General features: G+C 63.8%; 14 protein-coding genes. 6 read left to right on the forward strand and 8 right to left on the reverse strand.

Annotated elements, in window-relative coordinates; all coding sequences use genetic code 11:
* The first annotated feature begins 20 nt into the window (after window positions 1-20).
* The gene (locus tag NP825_RS20875; RefSeq protein WP_257551717.1) at window positions 21-2,963 is read left to right on the forward strand and encodes an AAA family ATPase; all 2,943 of its coding nucleotides are present in this window, start codon (window positions 21-23) and stop codon (window positions 2,961-2,963) included.
* Here NP825_RS20875 and NP825_RS20880 read toward each other — a convergent pair.
* Together NP825_RS20880 and NP825_RS20885 are read right to left on the reverse strand one after the other, a co-directional pair.
* Window positions 2,918-5,347, reverse strand: coding sequence for a Dyp-type peroxidase domain-containing protein (locus NP825_RS20880; RefSeq protein WP_257551673.1), 2,430 nt, complete (start codon window positions 5,345-5,347; stop codon window positions 2,918-2,920). The genes NP825_RS20875 and NP825_RS20880 overlap by 46 nt on opposite strands.
* 63 nt (window positions 5,348-5,410) lie before the next feature.
* Window positions 5,411-8,368 carry a Tn3 family transposase gene (locus NP825_RS20885; RefSeq protein ID WP_257551674.1) on the reverse strand — a complete coding sequence of 986 codons (2,958 nt, stop codon included), beginning with the start codon at window positions 8,366-8,368 and terminating at the stop codon, window positions 5,411-5,413.
* 139 nt (window positions 8,369-8,507) lie between these two features.
* On the opposite strand from NP825_RS20885, the gene NP825_RS20890 reads away from it, so the two are divergent.
* The 3 genes from NP825_RS20890 (at window position 8,508) to NP825_RS20900 (ending at window position 11,111) form a co-directional block, all read left to right on the forward strand.
* Entirely contained in the window at window positions 8,508-9,059 is a 552-nt protein-coding gene (locus NP825_RS20890; protein ID WP_004213210.1) for a recombinase family protein, read from the forward strand.
* Window positions 9,056-9,841 (forward strand): SDR family oxidoreductase, encoded by a 786-nt coding sequence (locus NP825_RS20895; protein ID WP_120222534.1) that lies wholly within the window; start codon window positions 9,056-9,058, stop codon window positions 9,839-9,841. Before NP825_RS20890 ends, NP825_RS20895 begins: the two co-directional genes overlap by 4 nt.
* Window positions 9,842-9,995: 154 nt before the next feature.
* Window positions 9,996-11,111, forward strand: coding sequence for an IS110 family transposase (locus NP825_RS20900; protein ID WP_257551675.1), 1,116 nt, complete (start codon window positions 9,996-9,998; stop codon window positions 11,109-11,111).
* A 332-nt stretch (window positions 11,112-11,443) separates the two neighbouring features.
* Here NP825_RS20900 and NP825_RS20905 read toward each other — a convergent pair whose 3' ends face one another.
* Genes NP825_RS20905 through NP825_RS20920 form a run of 4 tightly spaced genes read right to left on the reverse strand, consistent with a single transcriptional unit; the run spans window position 11,444 to window position 13,450 of the window.
* The gene (locus NP825_RS20905; protein ID WP_306999152.1) at window positions 11,444-12,430 is read right to left on the reverse strand and encodes an NAD(P)/FAD-dependent oxidoreductase; all 987 of its coding nucleotides are present in this window, start codon (window positions 12,428-12,430) and stop codon (window positions 11,444-11,446) included.
* A 2-nt stretch (window positions 12,431-12,432) separates the two neighbouring features.
* On the reverse strand, window positions 12,433-12,681 hold the full coding sequence (gene merF / locus NP825_RS20910; protein ID WP_004213237.1) for a mercury resistance system transport protein MerF: 249 nt from the start codon (window positions 12,679-12,681) through the stop codon (window positions 12,433-12,435).
* Between the two features lie 10 nt (window positions 12,682-12,691).
* A complete protein-coding gene (locus tag NP825_RS20915; protein ID WP_004213238.1) occupies window positions 12,692-13,024 on the reverse strand; it encodes a heavy-metal-associated domain-containing protein in 333 nt (110 codons plus the stop codon).
* A 27-nt stretch (window positions 13,025-13,051) separates the two neighbouring features.
* Window positions 13,052-13,450 carry a mercuric transporter MerT family protein gene (locus NP825_RS20920; RefSeq protein WP_004213240.1) on the reverse strand — a complete coding sequence of 133 codons (399 nt, stop codon included), beginning with the start codon at window positions 13,448-13,450 and terminating at the stop codon, window positions 13,052-13,054.
* A 78-nt stretch (window positions 13,451-13,528) separates the two neighbouring features.
* On the opposite strand from NP825_RS20920, the gene NP825_RS20925 reads away from it, so the two are divergent.
* Both NP825_RS20925 and NP825_RS20930 read left to right on the forward strand, forming a co-directional pair.
* The gene (locus NP825_RS20925) at window positions 13,529-13,942 is read left to right on the forward strand and encodes a helix-turn-helix domain-containing protein (protein ID WP_004213241.1); all 414 of its coding nucleotides are present in this window, start codon (window positions 13,529-13,531) and stop codon (window positions 13,940-13,942) included.
* Between the two features lie 83 nt (window positions 13,943-14,025).
* Window positions 14,026-14,790: an IS6-like element IS6100 family transposase gene (locus tag NP825_RS20930; protein ID WP_001389365.1), complete on the forward strand. Its 765-nt coding sequence runs from the start codon at window positions 14,026-14,028 to the stop codon at window positions 14,788-14,790.
* Between the two features lie 136 nt (window positions 14,791-14,926).
* Here the strand turns inward: NP825_RS20930 and NP825_RS20935 are convergent, their stop codons facing one another.
* Complete coding sequence (locus NP825_RS20935; RefSeq protein ID WP_257551676.1) at window positions 14,927-15,595, reverse strand: dienelactone hydrolase family protein; 669 nt, start codon at window positions 15,593-15,595, stop codon at window positions 14,927-14,929.
* Between the two features lie 66 nt (window positions 15,596-15,661).
* The gene (locus NP825_RS20940) at window positions 15,662-16,429 is read right to left on the reverse strand and encodes a chlorocatechol 1,2-dioxygenase (protein ID WP_257551677.1); all 768 of its coding nucleotides are present in this window, start codon (window positions 16,427-16,429) and stop codon (window positions 15,662-15,664) included.
* Window positions 16,430-16,604: the final 175 nt, after the last annotated feature.

Raw genomic sequence — 16,604 nt, forward strand, 5'->3', positions numbered from 1 at the left:
GCCAGCGTCGCTATCTGGCGATCCTTTTCTCGGATCTGTGCAATTCGACCGGCATTGCAGCCGCGATGGAGCCCGAGCATTATGCGGCGCTTCTTCAGTCGCTGCGCACCATATTCGCCGACGCCGTCGCACGGCACGGCGGCGAGATCGCGCGCATCGACGGCGACGGTGCCTTATGCGTCTTCGGTTATCCCGAAAGCCATGAAGACACCGGACGCCGAGCCACTGAGGCGGCGATCGACATTCATGTGGCGGTCGACGCCTTGCCCGCTCCCCGCGCCGGGGCGCATCGCATCCGGCTCCACAGCGGCATCCATGCCGGGCTCGTGCTCCTGCGTGAGGGCGATATGGCACGCGGACGCTTCGAAGTGCTGGGCGATACGACCAATGTAGCGGCGCGTCTGAGCGACGCCGCCAAACCCGGCGAGATCATCGTCAGCGCCGCGACGCTCGGGGCTGACCGCCACTTCTTTCATACCGGTCCCGTCCGCGCGGTCGAAGTCGCCGGAAAAGCCTCGGGGATCCCGGCGCTTGCCGTGCATGGCCGCGAGGCGCCCGCGACGCGCTTCGCCGCGCGCACCCGCCTTGGGCTGACGCCTTTTGTGGGCCGCGAGGTCGCTCTCGCGCGGCTCCATGCCTGGCAAGCCGATCCGGGGCGCCCGCGCGGCCCGGCGCTGATCGCCGGTCCGCCCGGAATCGGCAAGACCCGGCTGCTCGGCGAATTTCTCGCACAGGCCGCTGCCGCCGGCATCGCCGTGTATCGCGGATTTTGCGAAAGCTATCTAGGCGCGCGCCCGCTCCAGCCCTTCGTCCAGCTCGCACAGTCGATCATCGCGGCCAATGACGGTTCGATCCCCCCCGGCATCGTGGCCCTTACAAGCGGCGATATCGGCGCGGCGCACGAGCCGCAGCAGATCGCTCGGGCGATGAGCGCACTGATCGATGCGGCCGCCCTTAGCCCCTGCGTCCTTGCGATCGACGACTGGCAATGGGCGGACGGAGCAAGCAGGAAGCTTCTCGATGCGCTGCTCCCAGAACTGGGCCCGCGCGTGCGGGTCGTGCTGGTGTCACGCGATGGGTCGCTCCGTTTCGAAAATCTGCCGCCGAGCGAAATCATTTTCCTCGAACCACTCTCCGACGACGAAGCGCGGACGGCAGCGGCCTCCCTGCTCTCGAGCCCCAATCCGTTCCTCGCGACCGAGGCGTGCCGGGAGTCGGGCGGCAATCCGCTGTTCCTGGAAGAGCTCTGCCACGCCTCGCGGTTGGGCGGGAGGAAGCGGGCGCGTCCGGCACCGAACGCCTGGCTTGACATGCTGATCCAAGCCCGCTTCGCCAAGCTCCCGCCCGAGCAGGCTGCGCTCGTGCGCGTTGCCGCGATCATTGGTCACGCGGTCCCGGCTTGGCTTTTCACGGCCATCGCCGGCGTGCCGGCGGACGATCCCGCGGTGGCCGCACTGGCGGAAGCGGATTTTCTCTACCCGGGCGACATCCCAGGCACCCTGCGCTTCAAGCATGGCATTGCGCGCGACGCCATCTATCGCACGATCGGGCTCGACGAGCGCATGGCCTTGCACCGTGCTGTCGTCGAGGCGTTGAAAGCCGAGGGTGAGGCAGGCGGCCCCTCAGCGCATATCGACGCCCTCGCCTATCATTGTGCCGCAAGCGGCGATCTTGCGGCGGCTATTCCCCATGCCGTCGCGGCGGGGGATGCCGCGCTTGCGGCGGGCGCGGTAGACCGGGCACAGGGCCATTATCGTGCTGCCTTCGAGGGGCTGGCAACAATGCCCGGCGACGATGACACCGCCACCTTAATCTGGAAGCTGGTGAACAAATATGGCCTCGCCTGCATCACGGACCCATCGCCCGAGCAGGTCCCGGTGCTCAGCAACATGGTGATCCGCATGGCAGCTCTGGGGCATTCGGCAGCACTCGTGCGGAGCAAATATTGGATCGGCGCGATCGCCTATGGGCTCGGCAACGGGCAGCAGTCGGCTGCCGACCTGGAGGAGGCGTTAGCGCTCGCGCGCACGCACGACGAGACGCGGATGATCCCGCAGATCGAACTCAAGCTCGCGCAGTCGCTGCTGGCCGCGGGGCAATATGCGAGGGCGGACGCGATCTTTGAGCGCGTCCTTCCGCTCATGCAGGCAGGCACAGGCCGGAATGATCGCGAGGCCCTCGCGTACGGCCTGTCATGCCGCGGCTTCCTCAAGGCGGATCAGGGGGACTTTGTGTCCGCACACCAATACCAGTGCGAAGCGCAAGCGCTGCTCGACGCCGCCGCCCCGTCAATTCGGACCTCGTGCTTGACCCAGATGGCCGCGGTGAGCCTGATGCAGGGACGGTGGGACGAGGCGCTCGCACGGGCCCTGGAATGCGCCGCCGCCTGCGAGGGAGTCCACGCCCCCTATCAGGCGATGATGGCCGGCGCGCTCGCCGCCTTCGCGCGCTGGCAGATCACGGGCGACCCCGGGGCGTCCGGGTGCCTAGTCGATGCCGCTGACTGGTTCGCGGTTGATGCGAGCCAGCAACGGACCTCGCTCGTCTATGGCTGGCTCGCCGAAATCATGGAAGCCACGGGCGAGCCGGTGCGCGCACGTCATTATGCGGCGCGGGCGATCGCGCGGGTCCGCAAGGGCGGCGACCGGCTTGGCGAGGCGGCCGCCTATCGCGCGATTGCTTTGCTCGCGGAGCGCCATGCCGACCGGTCCCGCGCCGACCGCTACCTAGCCCGAGCTTACCGTTCGGCCGCGATCCGCCACTCGGCGCGGGAAGCGGCGATGACCGATCAGGTCGGAGCGCAACTCGCCGCCCGACGCGGCGATGACGATCGGGCGGCGTCGCTGGCCCGCGGCGCCGCAACCGCATTCGAGGCGATGGGCGCTGCGTCGCTCGGCGCGCGCGCAAACCTCGCTCGCTACCAGTCGCTGACCCGTACGATCAGCGAGGCCGGCAAGGCCTGAATCCGCCCGGCATCGAGCAGCGCGGCCATGATACCCATGATCGCGCCGAGCGCCATCTCGCGCGCGGGGCAGGCGTGGACGGGATTGTTTATGTTCCGTATCTGCGGATCATAGGGCCCGCGCCGCCGCCCCCCGAAGACGATCGACACGTCGCCGTCGGGCGTTTTCAAGGTGCCATCAGCGCCACGCTTCGGCCGCAGCGACTCCTGCGAGGCGGATACGAGGCTGACGACCACCAGGTCCCGTTCGTTCGCGGCTATCCTATTCTCGCCTTCTTTGTCGCGGGCCTTGAAAAAGACGGGATGGGAATCGGGGTTCGTCACCGTGCGGTACAAGAGGTCGGGCGCCGGGCGCTTGCACATCGCCTGCGAAATGGGGCGGAAGAGCACGTCGCGGGCCAAAGTGAATTCGCTGTCGGCGCGGCCGTCGCCGAACGCCCGCCGCAGCGCCGCCTGATGGCGCCACAAGGTCCGCTCGGTCAGCCATTCGAGCAAGACGCCGCGCAGATTGCCGTCCATCGGCGGGATCGCCCCGATCATCGTGCCGATCAGATTTCGGGCAAGAAGTTCGTCGTCGGTCGGGATCGCATTGAACATCTCCGCCGCAATCGTCCCAGTGCCGCACCCTTTGGTGGGGCGATGCGCCTTGACGAACGCACGGGCGGCATCGAGGACCGCCTTGCCATGCGCGTCGGCGAAGAAGGCCACGGTATCGCTTGGCCGCGGATAAAAAGCGTTGCGCGAGGGGGAAAGAAAATCGCCCGGGCAACGAGGCCCCGGCGGTGTGCGTTTGGCGGGCGGCTCCCATAGCCAGCCACCCCCGTGCATATGGATGCCGTCGGGCAAGCCGTACCAAGCCCGGCACAACTCGCCGAGCGCGGGGAGCAGATATTGGCGGCGCAGCTCGATCTTATAATGACTAAGCGCGCCGACGGCGGCCTGAGCGCGGTCGAGAACGGCCCTCCCCGCAGCATAGCCCGCCGTGTACCCCGCTTCCTCGTCATAGGCCATGAGGATCGCGTTGGTGGCCTCAGCATCCTTTCGATAATGATAGGGTCGGGCTGGCACGATTGCGCGGTAACGATTGTCGGGCTGCTGCGTCACATAAATCGGCCCGCTGTTGGTCTCGATCCGACGAAGCTGCTCTTCGGTGGTGAAATACCGCCAATCCGCAAGGGTACGCATGACATGCCGGTAGGAAGCGGTCAGGATGATTGGTTGCCTCTTGCGGTCGGGTTCATTGTTCCAGTCGTGAACCAAGGGCGTGCCACCTTCGATCTTGATCGCGCCGCCCCGATACCAGCGGATGGCCGCCCACATGTCGGGCGAGATGTTGCGCTCGGCAGGGTCCTTCGCCCCGAAGTCTTCGAGCAGCCGCTTCCATTCCTTTCCCTGCATGGCGTCGTCGAGCATCTCAAGGCGGTCGATCACCGTCTTGCCGCTCGCTTCGAGCACTTCGTCCATCGGATGATAGTCGCCGCGCAGCTTTGTGAGTTCGCCGAGCGCGGTGCGCGAGGGGACGAACAGATAGAGCCCCCAGTGCAGTGCGACGAAGGGCTCGGGCATCGCCACGCGAATGACCTGGTCCTGCTCCACGAAGCGGAACGTGCGCGTCGCCGGATAGAGCGTGCCGGTCTTCGGCGCGATGCCTAGCAGCGGGTCATTATGACCCGAAACGACGAAGCTGCTGTTGCCACCGTTGATCCAGCGCTGGATGGTTTCATATTGTTCGGCGAGGCTCGCGCCATAAGCCATGAACATCAGGCCCCTCGCGCCCTCGCCCGTCTCTTCGTCGCGCTGGTCGAAAGTCATGCCGCGCCGCAGGATCCGCGGTGCCGGTCGGTCGAGGAAGGTGTCGCGCGGGTTGGCGCGCCGGACATGCGACGCGAAGGGACAGGCCTCGCCTTTTGTGTCCTGCGCATAGTCGAAATCGTTGAGGCTGCCGTCGGCGGTCGCGACAAGCGGTCGGCCGTCGGGATAGCGCCCGATCATCAGCGCCTGCAATCGCTCAGCCGTCATGGCGCGCGCGAGCGTCGGATGATCTCTGTTGATGCGCGCCGTCTCCGCAGCAATGAACGTCTCGAACGTCTCGGTCCGCTGTTCAAGCTTGCGAATGGCGAGGTAGCTGCCGTTGAACTGCAGCCGCTGCGCTGTCTTGCGGTGTTTCGCGCGCCAGCGATAGGCGCCCGTATCGCTTGCATACCGTCCCGGGGCAGCGTCGCCCCGGTCGTTGGCATAGCCTGTCACAATCTCCCCGAGACGCACCCGGTCGCGGCCGTGCGACCCCTCAGCAGGTCCGCGGGCTAGCCTGGGCTGGCTGATCCCGTCGAGCAGGCCGAAATGGTCGATCAACGCCCCATTCGCCGCATAGCGGGCGGCCAGCATCTCGTAGGGGTGACTACACGAAAGTGACGTATCTGCACGGAAAGGGCGAACGGATAGCGAACGTCACGCGGCAAGTAGGGAGTTGACGGCGCGCAGCGGTCGCAAGGCGTCCGGATCGGGTTGATCTTCAACATTCCAGCTATAGTCACCGGTCAGCGAGATATGCTCCCAGCCCAATGGCGCGATGTGACGTGCGATTTCGTCGGCTGTGCCGATGTCCGCCAGCGCCATTTCGAGATAGCGAGTGTTCCACAAGATGATGGCGGCGACGAGCAGGTTGAGGCCGGAGGCGCGATAGGTCTGGTTCTCGAACCGACGATCGCGCAGTTCGCCGAGCTGGTTGAAGAAGAGCGCGCGGGCGAGCGCGTTGCGGGCTTCGCCTTTGTTGAGGCCCGCCTGGGTGCGCCGGCGCAGGTCGATGTCGCGCAGCCAGTCGAGCATGAAAATGGAGCGTTCGAGGCGGCCCAGCTCGCGTAGTGCGAGGGCCAGTCCGTTCTGTCGCGGATAGGCGGACAAGCGGCGCAGCATTGCCGAAGCAGTGACGGTGCCGGTGCGGATCGACGTGGCGAACCGCAGCAGTTCGTCCCAATGCGCCGCGACATGACCCAATGCGATCGGTTCGGCCGTCATGCCGGCAAGCAAGGGGCCGGATTCTTGGCCGGGAAGGAGGTGTAAACGACGCTCCTTGATGTCGCGCAGGCGCGGCGCGAAGCGGTAGCCGAAGAAGGGCATGAGGCCGAACACATGGTCCGATGCCCCGCCCGTATCGGTGTAGTGCTCCTCGATCGTCAGGCCGGTCTGGTGATACAGCAAGCCATCCAGCACATAGGGCGCTTCGCCAGCGGTCGCCGCGATCACCCGACTTGCGAAGGGGTCATATCGATCCGAGACATGGGTGTAGAAGGCAACGCCTGGTTCGTTGCCGCTGCGCGCGTTGATGTCGCCGATCGCGGCCCCACGGCCCCCGGCATGAAATTGCTGTCCGTCGCTCGACGAAGTGGTGCCGTCTCCCCACAGCGCGGCGAGCGGCATGGCGCGATGGGCGTCGATCAGCCTTCCCAACGCTTCGCCATAGGCGGCTTCGCTGATGTGCCAGTCGTGAAGATGGGCGAGCTGACGCAGACTTGCGCCCCGGCAGGTTTCCGCCATGCGTGTGAGGCCGAGATTGATGCCATCGGCGAGGATGACCGTGAGCAGCGCATTGCGATCGTCGGCTTCCCGGCCCGAACGACGATGGATGAAGCATTCGCTGAACCCGGTCCAGGCATCGACCTCCAGCAGAAGATCGGTGATCTTCACGCGCGGCAGTCGATCATAGGCGGCGCGACGGGCAATCTCGGTGGCGGGCGGTGTTGCCGCCTTCAGCGGCGAGATGATGAGACCGTTTTCGTCAAGCTTAACCTGGGGCAGCTCCCCTTGCCGTGCAAGGACCGTTACCTGCTCGATCGCCGTGTCGAGCCTGGTGCGCCGTTCCTCGATATGGCGCTCGAAATCCGTTTCGATGGCGAGCGGCAACGGCCCCTTCTCGCGCAGCGCCGCAAAGGTCGCCGGCGGTATGAGATAGCTGTCGAAATCGCGAAACTGCCGGCTTCCCGCGACCCATATATCCCCGGCTCGCAACCGCTCGCGTAGTTGCGACAAGGCGCATAGTTCATAAGCGGCACGATCAACGATGCCATCCCGCAGGACGAACGGGCGCCATGCGGGCGGCACAAAGCGTAGCGGCACGCGATCAGGCAAGCGCCGTTTGCCGGTCCGATATAGCTCCGCGATGATGGCCAGCGCTGACAGGAGCCCCTGAACCGCGCCGGCGCCGCGAAACTCGAAGGCGTTGAGAAAAGCGCCGACAAAGAGCTTCACCGTCCGATGCCGCTCGATCAATTCGGCGGTGCGATCGACGGTTTCCGGTCGCCCGAGCACTTCGGCCTGCTCGACGGCCACGGCGAAGTGCTGCCAGTCCAGCGCCTCGATCTGCGCCAGAGAATCCACGCCCTTGCTGCGCGCGTCGATGAGGAGGCGGCAAGACCCCGTGAGCGTCCGGAGGTGGCCTTGCAACTCGCGCACCGTCTTGAGGGCTTTGTCGCGGGTCCGGTTCTCGGCGCGGCGCGCCATGCTGCCCAACAGCTTGTCGAACATCGTCAGGGTGGCGTCGGTCAGGCTTTCCTCAAGCCGGATGCCGGTTGCCGCCAGCGTCGCATGGCGGCGCAGGGCATTGAGTTCGCCAAGGTGCTGGGGTGTGATGCGGCTGCCTTCGTCCGCCAGCCTGTCAAAAGTCAAAGCCGGGATCATGTCGGCACGGGCGCGATCGAGGCCCAGCGCGCGGATATAGGCGAGCCGTTCGATCAGGCGCAGGATGTTGCGCGCTGCCGGCGATTGTGGCGCATTGCGCATCCAGGATAGCCATGTCGCGACCTGCCCCGGTCGTCGGGCCAGCAAATCGTCCAGGCCCTGAAGGGTGTCAGGCAGCAGGCCATTCGTGAGCACTTCATAGGTAAGCTGTTCGGCTTGCTGGCGCGCCCGCCGCAGCACCGCTTCGAGAATCGACGGAGAAGGCAGGAGGATCTGCAGGCGCCGGAGTTCATCGACGATGACGTCTGCCATCTGGCCGGGGTGTATGATGGTCTGCGCGATTGGGACCGAGAAGGCGACAACTTCACGGAAAGCGTTGCGGTCAAAAATCCTGAACCCGTGCGATCGTCGGATTTCGACGAGATTCTCGCGACGGGTCTGGTCCCGATGGCCATAATCCGCGAAGGCTGCCGGCGCGACGCCGAGTTGCTGCGCCACATAGGCGAGCACAGGAGCGGGCGGGACTTCGCCCGCTTCCAGCGCACGGCCAGGCCATCTCATATATAGCATGAGCATCGCATAGCCGAGCCGGGTGGCATCGCCGCGACGGCGGCCGACAATTTCCAGGTCGTCGCTGGTCAGCGTATAATGACGCGCGATCTCGCGCTCATCGAGCGGCGCGCCATAATGCCTCGCCCAGATTTCCAGGCTCACCAGTCGCCGTCTCGCCAAGCATCATCTCCTTCGCTTTGCGTGTCCGTCAGACGGTCCTCTGGCGGCCAACAGGAATATGTCCGTTAACTCTGGACCTGTAACGGCGATTCGGACAAGATCGCATAATGACGGGAAAACGGACAGGATCGGGCATCATGTGGCGCTGATCGGCTATGCGCGCGTCTCGACCGCAGACCAGAAGCTGTCGCTCCAGCTTGACGCGCTGAACACTGCCGGGTGCGACCGTATATTCGACGATCACGCATCCGGGGCAAAAGCCGATCGGCCTGGCCTAACCGAAGCGCTCGCCTATTTGCGCCCCGGCGACACGCTGGTGGTCTGGAAACTCGACCGCCTCGGCCGCTCGATGAGCCACCTGATCGAGAAGGTCGGCGAGCTTGCGGCGCGCGGCATCGGGTTCCGCTCACTCACCGAGAATATCGACACCACCACTTCGGGCGGCATGCTGGTGTTCAACATCTTCGGCTCGCTGGCCCAATTCGAGCGTGACCTGATCCGTGAACGCACTCATGCCGGCCTCAAGGCCGCACGCGAGCGGGGCAACAAGGGTGGTCGCCGGCCTGTCGTTACCCCCGACAAACTACGTAAAGCGCGGGCGCATATCGCAGCGGGCCTCACTGTTCGTGAGGCGGCGGCCCGGCTCAAGATCGGCAAAACCGCCCTATACAAGGCTCTGGAAAACGCGTGAAACCGCTGGCGATCAAGAACTCGTGGGTGCTGGTCACAGGGGCTTCGACCGGTTTGGGCAGAGCGTCCGCCCTCCGCTTGGCGGCATCGTACCAGGCCAAGCCCCTGATTGTTGGACGAAGGCTCGACAACTTGCGGGAGCTACAGACCGAAATTGACGAGCGGTTCAATGTGCCGTGCGAGATTATAGTGGCTGATCAACGTGAAATCGAGGGCAGGGAGAAAATCGCGGCTAAGGTTGCAGAATTGCAAGTAACAGCCGCTTTGTTGGTTGCCGGAATGACGAGCGTTGGTTCATTTGATGCAGGCCGTGCCGACACTTATGCCGAGGTAATTGAAACAAACATACTCGGTTTCACGGATTTGCTGGCTCGCCTGATTGCGATTTTCAGGGAGCAGCCGTTTGAATCCTCAGTAATCGCCGTGTCGAGCCTGGAGGGCGAAACATCCGTGCCCTTCCAAGCGGTCTACGGCGCGTCGAAAGCCTATGTGAGCACCCTCATGCGAGCGCTTTCCGTGGAGCTTGCCGGGACGGGAGTGAGTGTTGGGTCTTTTGCACCCGGTGGAATCGACACAGACATGGCTGCCCTCAGCGATTTGAAGTGGGGGAGGTTGGGTTTGATGGACGTTGACCGGTGCGCGGCCCATGCAGTCCACGCTCTGGTTTATCGGCAATCCTTCGCCATACCGGGGATGGGCAACCAGCTCACATATTTGGCGAGCAGGGTTCTACCTCGATCGTTGGTCAATCGGATTGCCGCCCTCCCATATCGGCGCCCGTAGGGCGGCACCACATAAAAGGGGCAGGAAAGCCTGCGAATAGCATCTGCTGGCATCGTACCGGATTTGTTCGCCCTTAGACCCAATGACTGCCTGAGCCATGAGGGCTTTGATCTGCGATGCTTCACCTGCGGAGGGTCAGCAACGGAGATGATCGATGGCAAAGAGATTGAAGTACATCGGGCTGGACGTGCACAAGGAGACGATCGCGGTGGCCGTGGCGGAGGGCGAACGCGGCGGCGAGGTTCGCTTTCATGGCACGATCCCGAATGAAGACGATGCCGTACGCGGTATGGTCAAGCGTCTGGCTGGACCTGGCATCACCCTTGATTTTTGTTACGAGGCGGGACCTTGCGGCTACGGCCTGCAGCGCCTTCTGACCCGACAGGGGCAACCCTGCATTGTCATTTCCCCCTCAATGATGCCGAGACGTCCTGGTGACCAGATCAAGACCGATCGGCGCGATGCAATGACGCTGGCGCGCCTGCTCCGCGCCGGAGAGCTGGCCCCGATCTGGGTGCCGGATGAAGCTCATGAGGCAATCCGCGATCTCATCCGTGCGCGGCGGTCGGCGCAGGAAGACACTTCGGCTGCCAAGCAATCGGTGCGCAGCTTCCTGCTTCGCCATGATCGCAGATTTTCCGGAAAGTCGGCATGGACCAAAACCTACTGGCGCTGGCTGTCGGAGCAACGTTTCGATTTCGCGCATCAGCAACTGGCTTTCGAGGAGGCCAAGCGTCGTGTCCTGGAGGCGCAGGCACGAACTGCACGCCTCGAGGCGGCGCTCGTCGAAGCGGTCGATGGCTGGCGGTTCGCACCGCTGGTTCGCAGTTTGCAAGCCCTTCGCGGTGTTCGCCTGATTGTCGCGGCAACCCTGGTCGCGGAGGTCGGCGACTTGACGAGGTTTCAGAACCCCAAGCAGTTGATGGCTTACCTCGGGCTGGTCCCGTCGGAATATTCGAGTGGCGCGCGAGTTCAGCGTAGCCGGATCACGCGCGCCGGAAACGCTCATGCCCGCACCATGCTGGTCGAGGCGGGATGGACCTATCGACTTCCTGCCCGCGAAGAGCGACGTTACCGGGATCGCGTTGCGGATCTTCCCGAAGATATTCAGGCGATCGGTTGGAAGGCTCAGGTGCGGCTATGCCAGCGGTTCCGCCGCCTCTCGGCGACAGGCAAGCCGCAACCCAAGGTCAACACGGCGATCGCCCGTGAACTTGTGGGTTTCGCCTGGGACATCGCCCGTCGCGTGCAACCGGTGGTGGCGGTCTGACCCGCCAGGGGTAGAGCTTGGGCTCTGGCCTTTGGCGACATAGGCATGGCCGGTGTGTCGCGGGCGCCCGACTGTGATGGGCAATCCTCGGTGTACGTTGGGGCAGGCAAGTCCGATGCCCGTGCTTAGAGTGAGGAAGGTCCAGCGACGGAAACGGGTATTGCGGTAATCAATCCGCGGATGAGAGCGTGATCAATCGTCGTCGATCAGGAGCCCGCGGCACTCCGGCCATGCCAAATTCACCGCTAGCCCAAAGGCCAGCGGACGCGTAAACTCGCCTTGTAACGCAGATGGCAGTCATGAGAGCGTGCAGATACGTCACTTTCGTGTAGTCACCCCATATAGACAAACTGATCGCGACCGGTGACGTCGCCGGCCGCATAGACATCCGGTCTCGAGGTGCGCATCCGGTCGTCCACGACCACACTGCCGTTGTCGGCTTGGGCGATGCCCGCTTCGACAAGGCCGAGGCCATCGGTATTCGGCGCCCGTCCGGTGGCTACGAGCACCTGCTCGGCGGCGATCACCTGCTGTGCGCCGTCGGTGGTGATACTCAGCTCGACGCCGGCAGCCGTGCGCGCGATTCCGCGATAAGTTAGTCCGGTCCGGACGGTAATGCCCTCGTCGCGGAGATAGCCGGTCAGCGCCTCGGAGATTTCCGGCTCGGCCTCCGGCAGCAAGCGGCGGCGGGTGATGAGCGTCACCGCCACGCCGACGCGCGCGAACATCTGCGCCAGTTCGCAGCCGATATAGCCGCCGCCGATGACGAGCAATGAGCGCGGTAGCGCGCCAAGTTCCAGGGCAGTCGTGCTGGTGAGATAAGGCACCTCCTCAATGCCGGGAATGTCCGGCAGGGCCGGCGAGGTGCCGGTCGCGATGATGATCTTGCCCGCTGAAATCGCGGCGCCATTCACCATCACGCCCTGCCCGTTCAGACGCGCCGCGCCTTCCAGATAGGCAACGCCGTTGTACTCGGGCAGCAGGTCAATATATTTCTTCTGCCGCAAGCTGGTGACCAGCTCGTCCTTGGCCGCGACGAGCGCGGGCCAGTTGGCCACGCTTGCTTCCCCGACCAGGCCGGGAAAGCGTTGCGCGGCCCGCACACCATGCAGCGCCTCGGCCGCGCGGATCATCGTCTTCGACGGCACGCAGCCGACATTGACGCAGGTGCCGCCGATGGTGCCGTGGCCGATCAGCGCGACATTGGCGCCCTGATCGGCGGCGGTGATCGCGGCCGAGAATCCGGCCGATCCGGCGCCGATGACGGCAAGGTCGTAGCCGCCCTTACGGCTTCCTTCGGTGGTGCAGCAGTCTGACATGTTCAGCTATTTTCCTTGTTCGTTTGTGTTTCAGTCGCACAGCAATCTGCGGCGCGTTGTCGGCGCCAGAGGCCATAGCCGGTGAGCGCGACAAAGAAGGCGAGCGCCGGCATGAGGACATAATCGATCCAGCCCAGCCAGGCCGACAACCCGATCGCGCCGAGCAGGACAACCAGCAAAGGCGTGGCGCAGCAGATCACAGCAATGAGCGAGCCGGCGATGCCGGTCTTCAGAAGCGTTGCGTCCTTCATGCTGCGGTCCTCATCCCGCCGGGCGGGCCGGATAGCCGGCATTGGTGGACGCGGCGGCAATGGCTGCGACGGTGGCGGTCGCCGGGTCATAAATGACCGTCGCCGTCTTGGCGGCGAAGTCGACAGTGACGGACTTCACTCCGGCGACGCCTTTCATCGCCTTTGTCACTGTCACCGGGCACATGGCGCACGTCATGTTTTCGATGCTGAACGTTGTCTTCTGGACCGCGGCGGCTTGCGCGGGGGCAGCTTGCGCGGCGAGCGGTGAAATCGTCGGCGCCGAGAGAAGGCCGGCGGCGCCCAGGGCCGCCGCGCCGAGCGCGATGAGAAGGGGGCGTTTCATATGGGTTTCTCCTATGGGGTAGCGTGATCAGTAGAACAGCGGCGCCCACCAGCTGATTGTCAGGGCAAGGAGGACCAGAACCGTGGCCAGCCACAGCGCCGACTTGGTGATGCGCGAGGCTTGCGGCCGAGCGCAGTAGGAATCTTCCGCGCAGGCCCCCTTCGGCTTGAAATAGACCTGCCGGAATCCGAGCCCGATAAAGACGAGCGCTACGGCGGCGGCGTAGGGCTTGTAGGGTTCAAGGGCCGTGAGGTTGCCCATCCAGGCGCCGGAAACGCCGAGCATCAACAAGAGAAGCGGCGCGATGCAGCACGTCGAGGCGAGGATCGCTCCGACCACACCGCCCGCCGCGAACCATCCTGGCCGGCGGCTCGCCGTTGCCTTTGGCTGCTCAAGAACCTGCATTTGCATATTAGCGCGATCCATGCGACTCGCCTCTCGATTGCTATTCCACTTCATGCTACGCTCTGTAGGTACTACAGACTCAAGAGGTTTTTTGGACCGATGAGCGATCACGTTTTCGGGAAGGGAATGCAGCGCGCTGACTTGGCCAAGCTTACGGGCTGCAATCTGGAAACCATCCGCTATTACGAGAAAATCGGTATGATGCCGGACCCGCCGCGCACGGCCTCCGGCTACCGCATTTATGGCGAGGACCACGTATCCCGCCTGCGCTTCATCTTGCGCGGCCGCGAACTCGGCTTTTCGCTCGACGAAGTACGCGGCCTGCTTGCCCTCGTCGAGGGCGGCGCGCAGACCTGCGCAGAGGTCAAGGAGCGCACTGAGCGGCATCTGGCCGATGTGCGCGCGAAGATCGCCGATCTCAGGCGCATCGAGAAAGTGCTGACCCAGACCGCCGCGCAATGCTCCGGCGATATGGTGCCGGACTGCCCGATCATCGAGGTGCTCGCCTCATGACCCGCTGAGCGTTAGGATTTCGGGCTCTGTTGCAAAAATCGTGAAGCTTGAGCATGCTTGGCGGAGATTGGACGGACGGAACGATGACGGATTTCAAGTGGCGCCATTTCCAGGGTGATGTGATCCTGTGGGCGGTGCGCTGGTATTGTCGCTATCCGATCAGCTATCGCGACCTTGAGGAAATGCTGGCGGAACGCGGCATTTCGGTCGACCATACGACGATCTATCGCTGGGTCCAGTGCTACGCCCCGGAGATGGAGAAGCGGCTGCGCTGGTTCTGGCGGCGTGGCTTTGATCCGAGCTGGCGCCTGGATGAAACCTACGTCAAGGTGCGGGGCAAGTGGACCTACCTGTACCGGGCAGTCGACAAGCGGGGCGACACGATCGATTTCTACCTGTCGCCGACCCGCAGCGCCAAGGCAGCGAAGCGGTTCCTGGGCAAGGCCCTGCGAGGCCTGAAGCACTGGGAAAAGCCTGCCACGCTCAATACCGACAAAGCGCCGAGCTATGGTGCAGCGATCACCGAATTGAAGCGCGAAGGAAAGCTGGACCGGGAGACGGCCCACCGGCAGGTGAAGTATCTCAATAACGTGATCGAGGCCGATCACGGAAAGCTCAAGATACTGATCAAGCCGGTGCGCGGTTTCAAATCGATCCCCACGGCCTATGCCACGATCAAGGGATTCGAAGTCATGCGAGCCCTGCGCAAAGGACAGGCTCGCCCCTGGTGCCTGCAGCCCGGCATCAGGGGCGAGGTGCGCCTTGTGGAGAGAGCTTTTGGCATTGGGCCCTCGGCGCTGACGGAGGCCATGGGCATGCTCAACCACCATTTCGCAGCAGCCGCCTGATCGGCGCAGAGCGACAGCCTACCTCTGACTGCCGCCAATCTTTGCAACAGAGCCCATTTTCATATTGTCGGCGTGGGACAACATTAGGATTCTCCTATTTGCTTGTTTTCTGGAGGGGCGTTTTCGGGCGCGGCCTTCAAACTCTCTCTTTCGCTTCTCCGACGAGCAGCATGTCTTCGAGGATTTCGAGCGCAGCGCGCGCATTTTGCGCGAGCGAGGGGTCGTCGCTTCCGATGTCTGCTAGAAAGCCGTGACCGGAGCCGGGAAAAAGGTGGAGCCCGAAGTCGGGCGTGCGCTCGGCAATCTGCGTCAGTCGAAGGAAATTCTCGGGTGACTGCGATTGGTCCTGATCGCCGAACAGGGCAACATGACGATGCGGCAGGCCTTCGAGATAGTCGAACGGCACGGGTAGTGGGTCGTCGTTCGCCAGCCCTTGCGGAAATCCATAAAGGCTCACCAGGCTCACCGGAATTCCGCGCCGGGCGAGCTCGAACACATAAAGACCGCCGAGGCAGAAGCCGGCAACGCCTGTGATGCGCTGCTCACCGATGAAATGCTCAAACGCGTCGACATAAGTGCGATCACTGACGCGGTGCCGGCGAGCGAACGCCGCCTCGCGGGTGACCTCCGGCAAGGGACCGAGATCATGGAAAGGATCCATCAAATGTACGAATGCGCCGCGCTCGGCCATGTGTGTGGCCAGTTGCTGGTAGAAGGGGCCGGGGCCGTAGATGTCCGGCAAAATGGCGATCCTGGTTCGATCTCCTTGGTCGCCGAATGCGAGGCTCGGCAGGCCATCGTTCATCGCAACGCTTTTACCTGGCGGCGGTAAAGCCGCCGATGCTTGGCCATGGCACATGATCCGCGCCCGTCAGGCCGCGGCAGCGGCGTGTGCTACGGCCGGAGCGAGCACAAAGTCGGTCTCGATCATCTTGATGCCGCTCTCGCGTATATCGGCATGGATCAGTTCCGAATGAACCCCTTCACAGCAGTCGCTGTCCACATACTCGCCGCCCTCGAAATAGGCTTGAGTGGTCAGCGTGTGGAATCCGGGCGCGCGAACCTTGTAGTGGACATGCGCGGGACGCCAGCTGTGCCGGCCCATCGCTTCCAGCAATGCGCCGACTGGACCTTGGTCGGGGATCTTATAGGCGACGGGCACGGTGGTGCGTACTTCATAATGACCCGTGGCATCGGTGCGCAGCTTCCCGCGATAGAAATCGCGCGGAATATTATTGTGGAACCCGCCATAATGGCCGTCGGGCGTCGAGTGCCAGACGTCGACAACGGCGTCCGCGACCGGCGCGCCGGCGAGATCGAGCACGCGCCCGCGCAGCAGGAGCGGCTCGTGGCGGTCGTCCTCATAGCTCTTCAGCGCGCCGTCGACGAAGGGCGCGTCGTCAAGGAAATAAGGGCCCTCGAGCGTGCTCGTGCTCCCGCCGAAGTTGCGGTTTTCGATCTGGCAAATGGTGGTGTTCAGAAAGGCATCGATCATAAGCGGCAGCTCGCCGGCCTCGACGGTTTTCATGATGTAGCCGATGCCCTGCCGATACTCGTCGAAGGTCACGTCGTGCTTCATCAGCGCGCCGCGGATGCCCTCGACGATATCGGCCACGACTGCTTCCAAACGATTGCTCATAAAACCTCTCTCCTATGCGTCGTAGCGCCGCCACAACCGCATTTTCCCATTTTGAGCCGCAAGACTATGGATCGTGGCGGATTCGGGAAAATACTTTATCGGCGGTCCGTCCATACCTCGGCCGTATCGTGGGCAAGCCGATCTCATCAAATTTATTGCTGCCCAACCGCGAAAA

This window comes from Sphingopyxis sp. DBS4 (genome assembly GCF_024628865.1).
GTDB lineage: Bacteria > Pseudomonadota > Alphaproteobacteria > Sphingomonadales > Sphingomonadaceae > Sphingopyxis.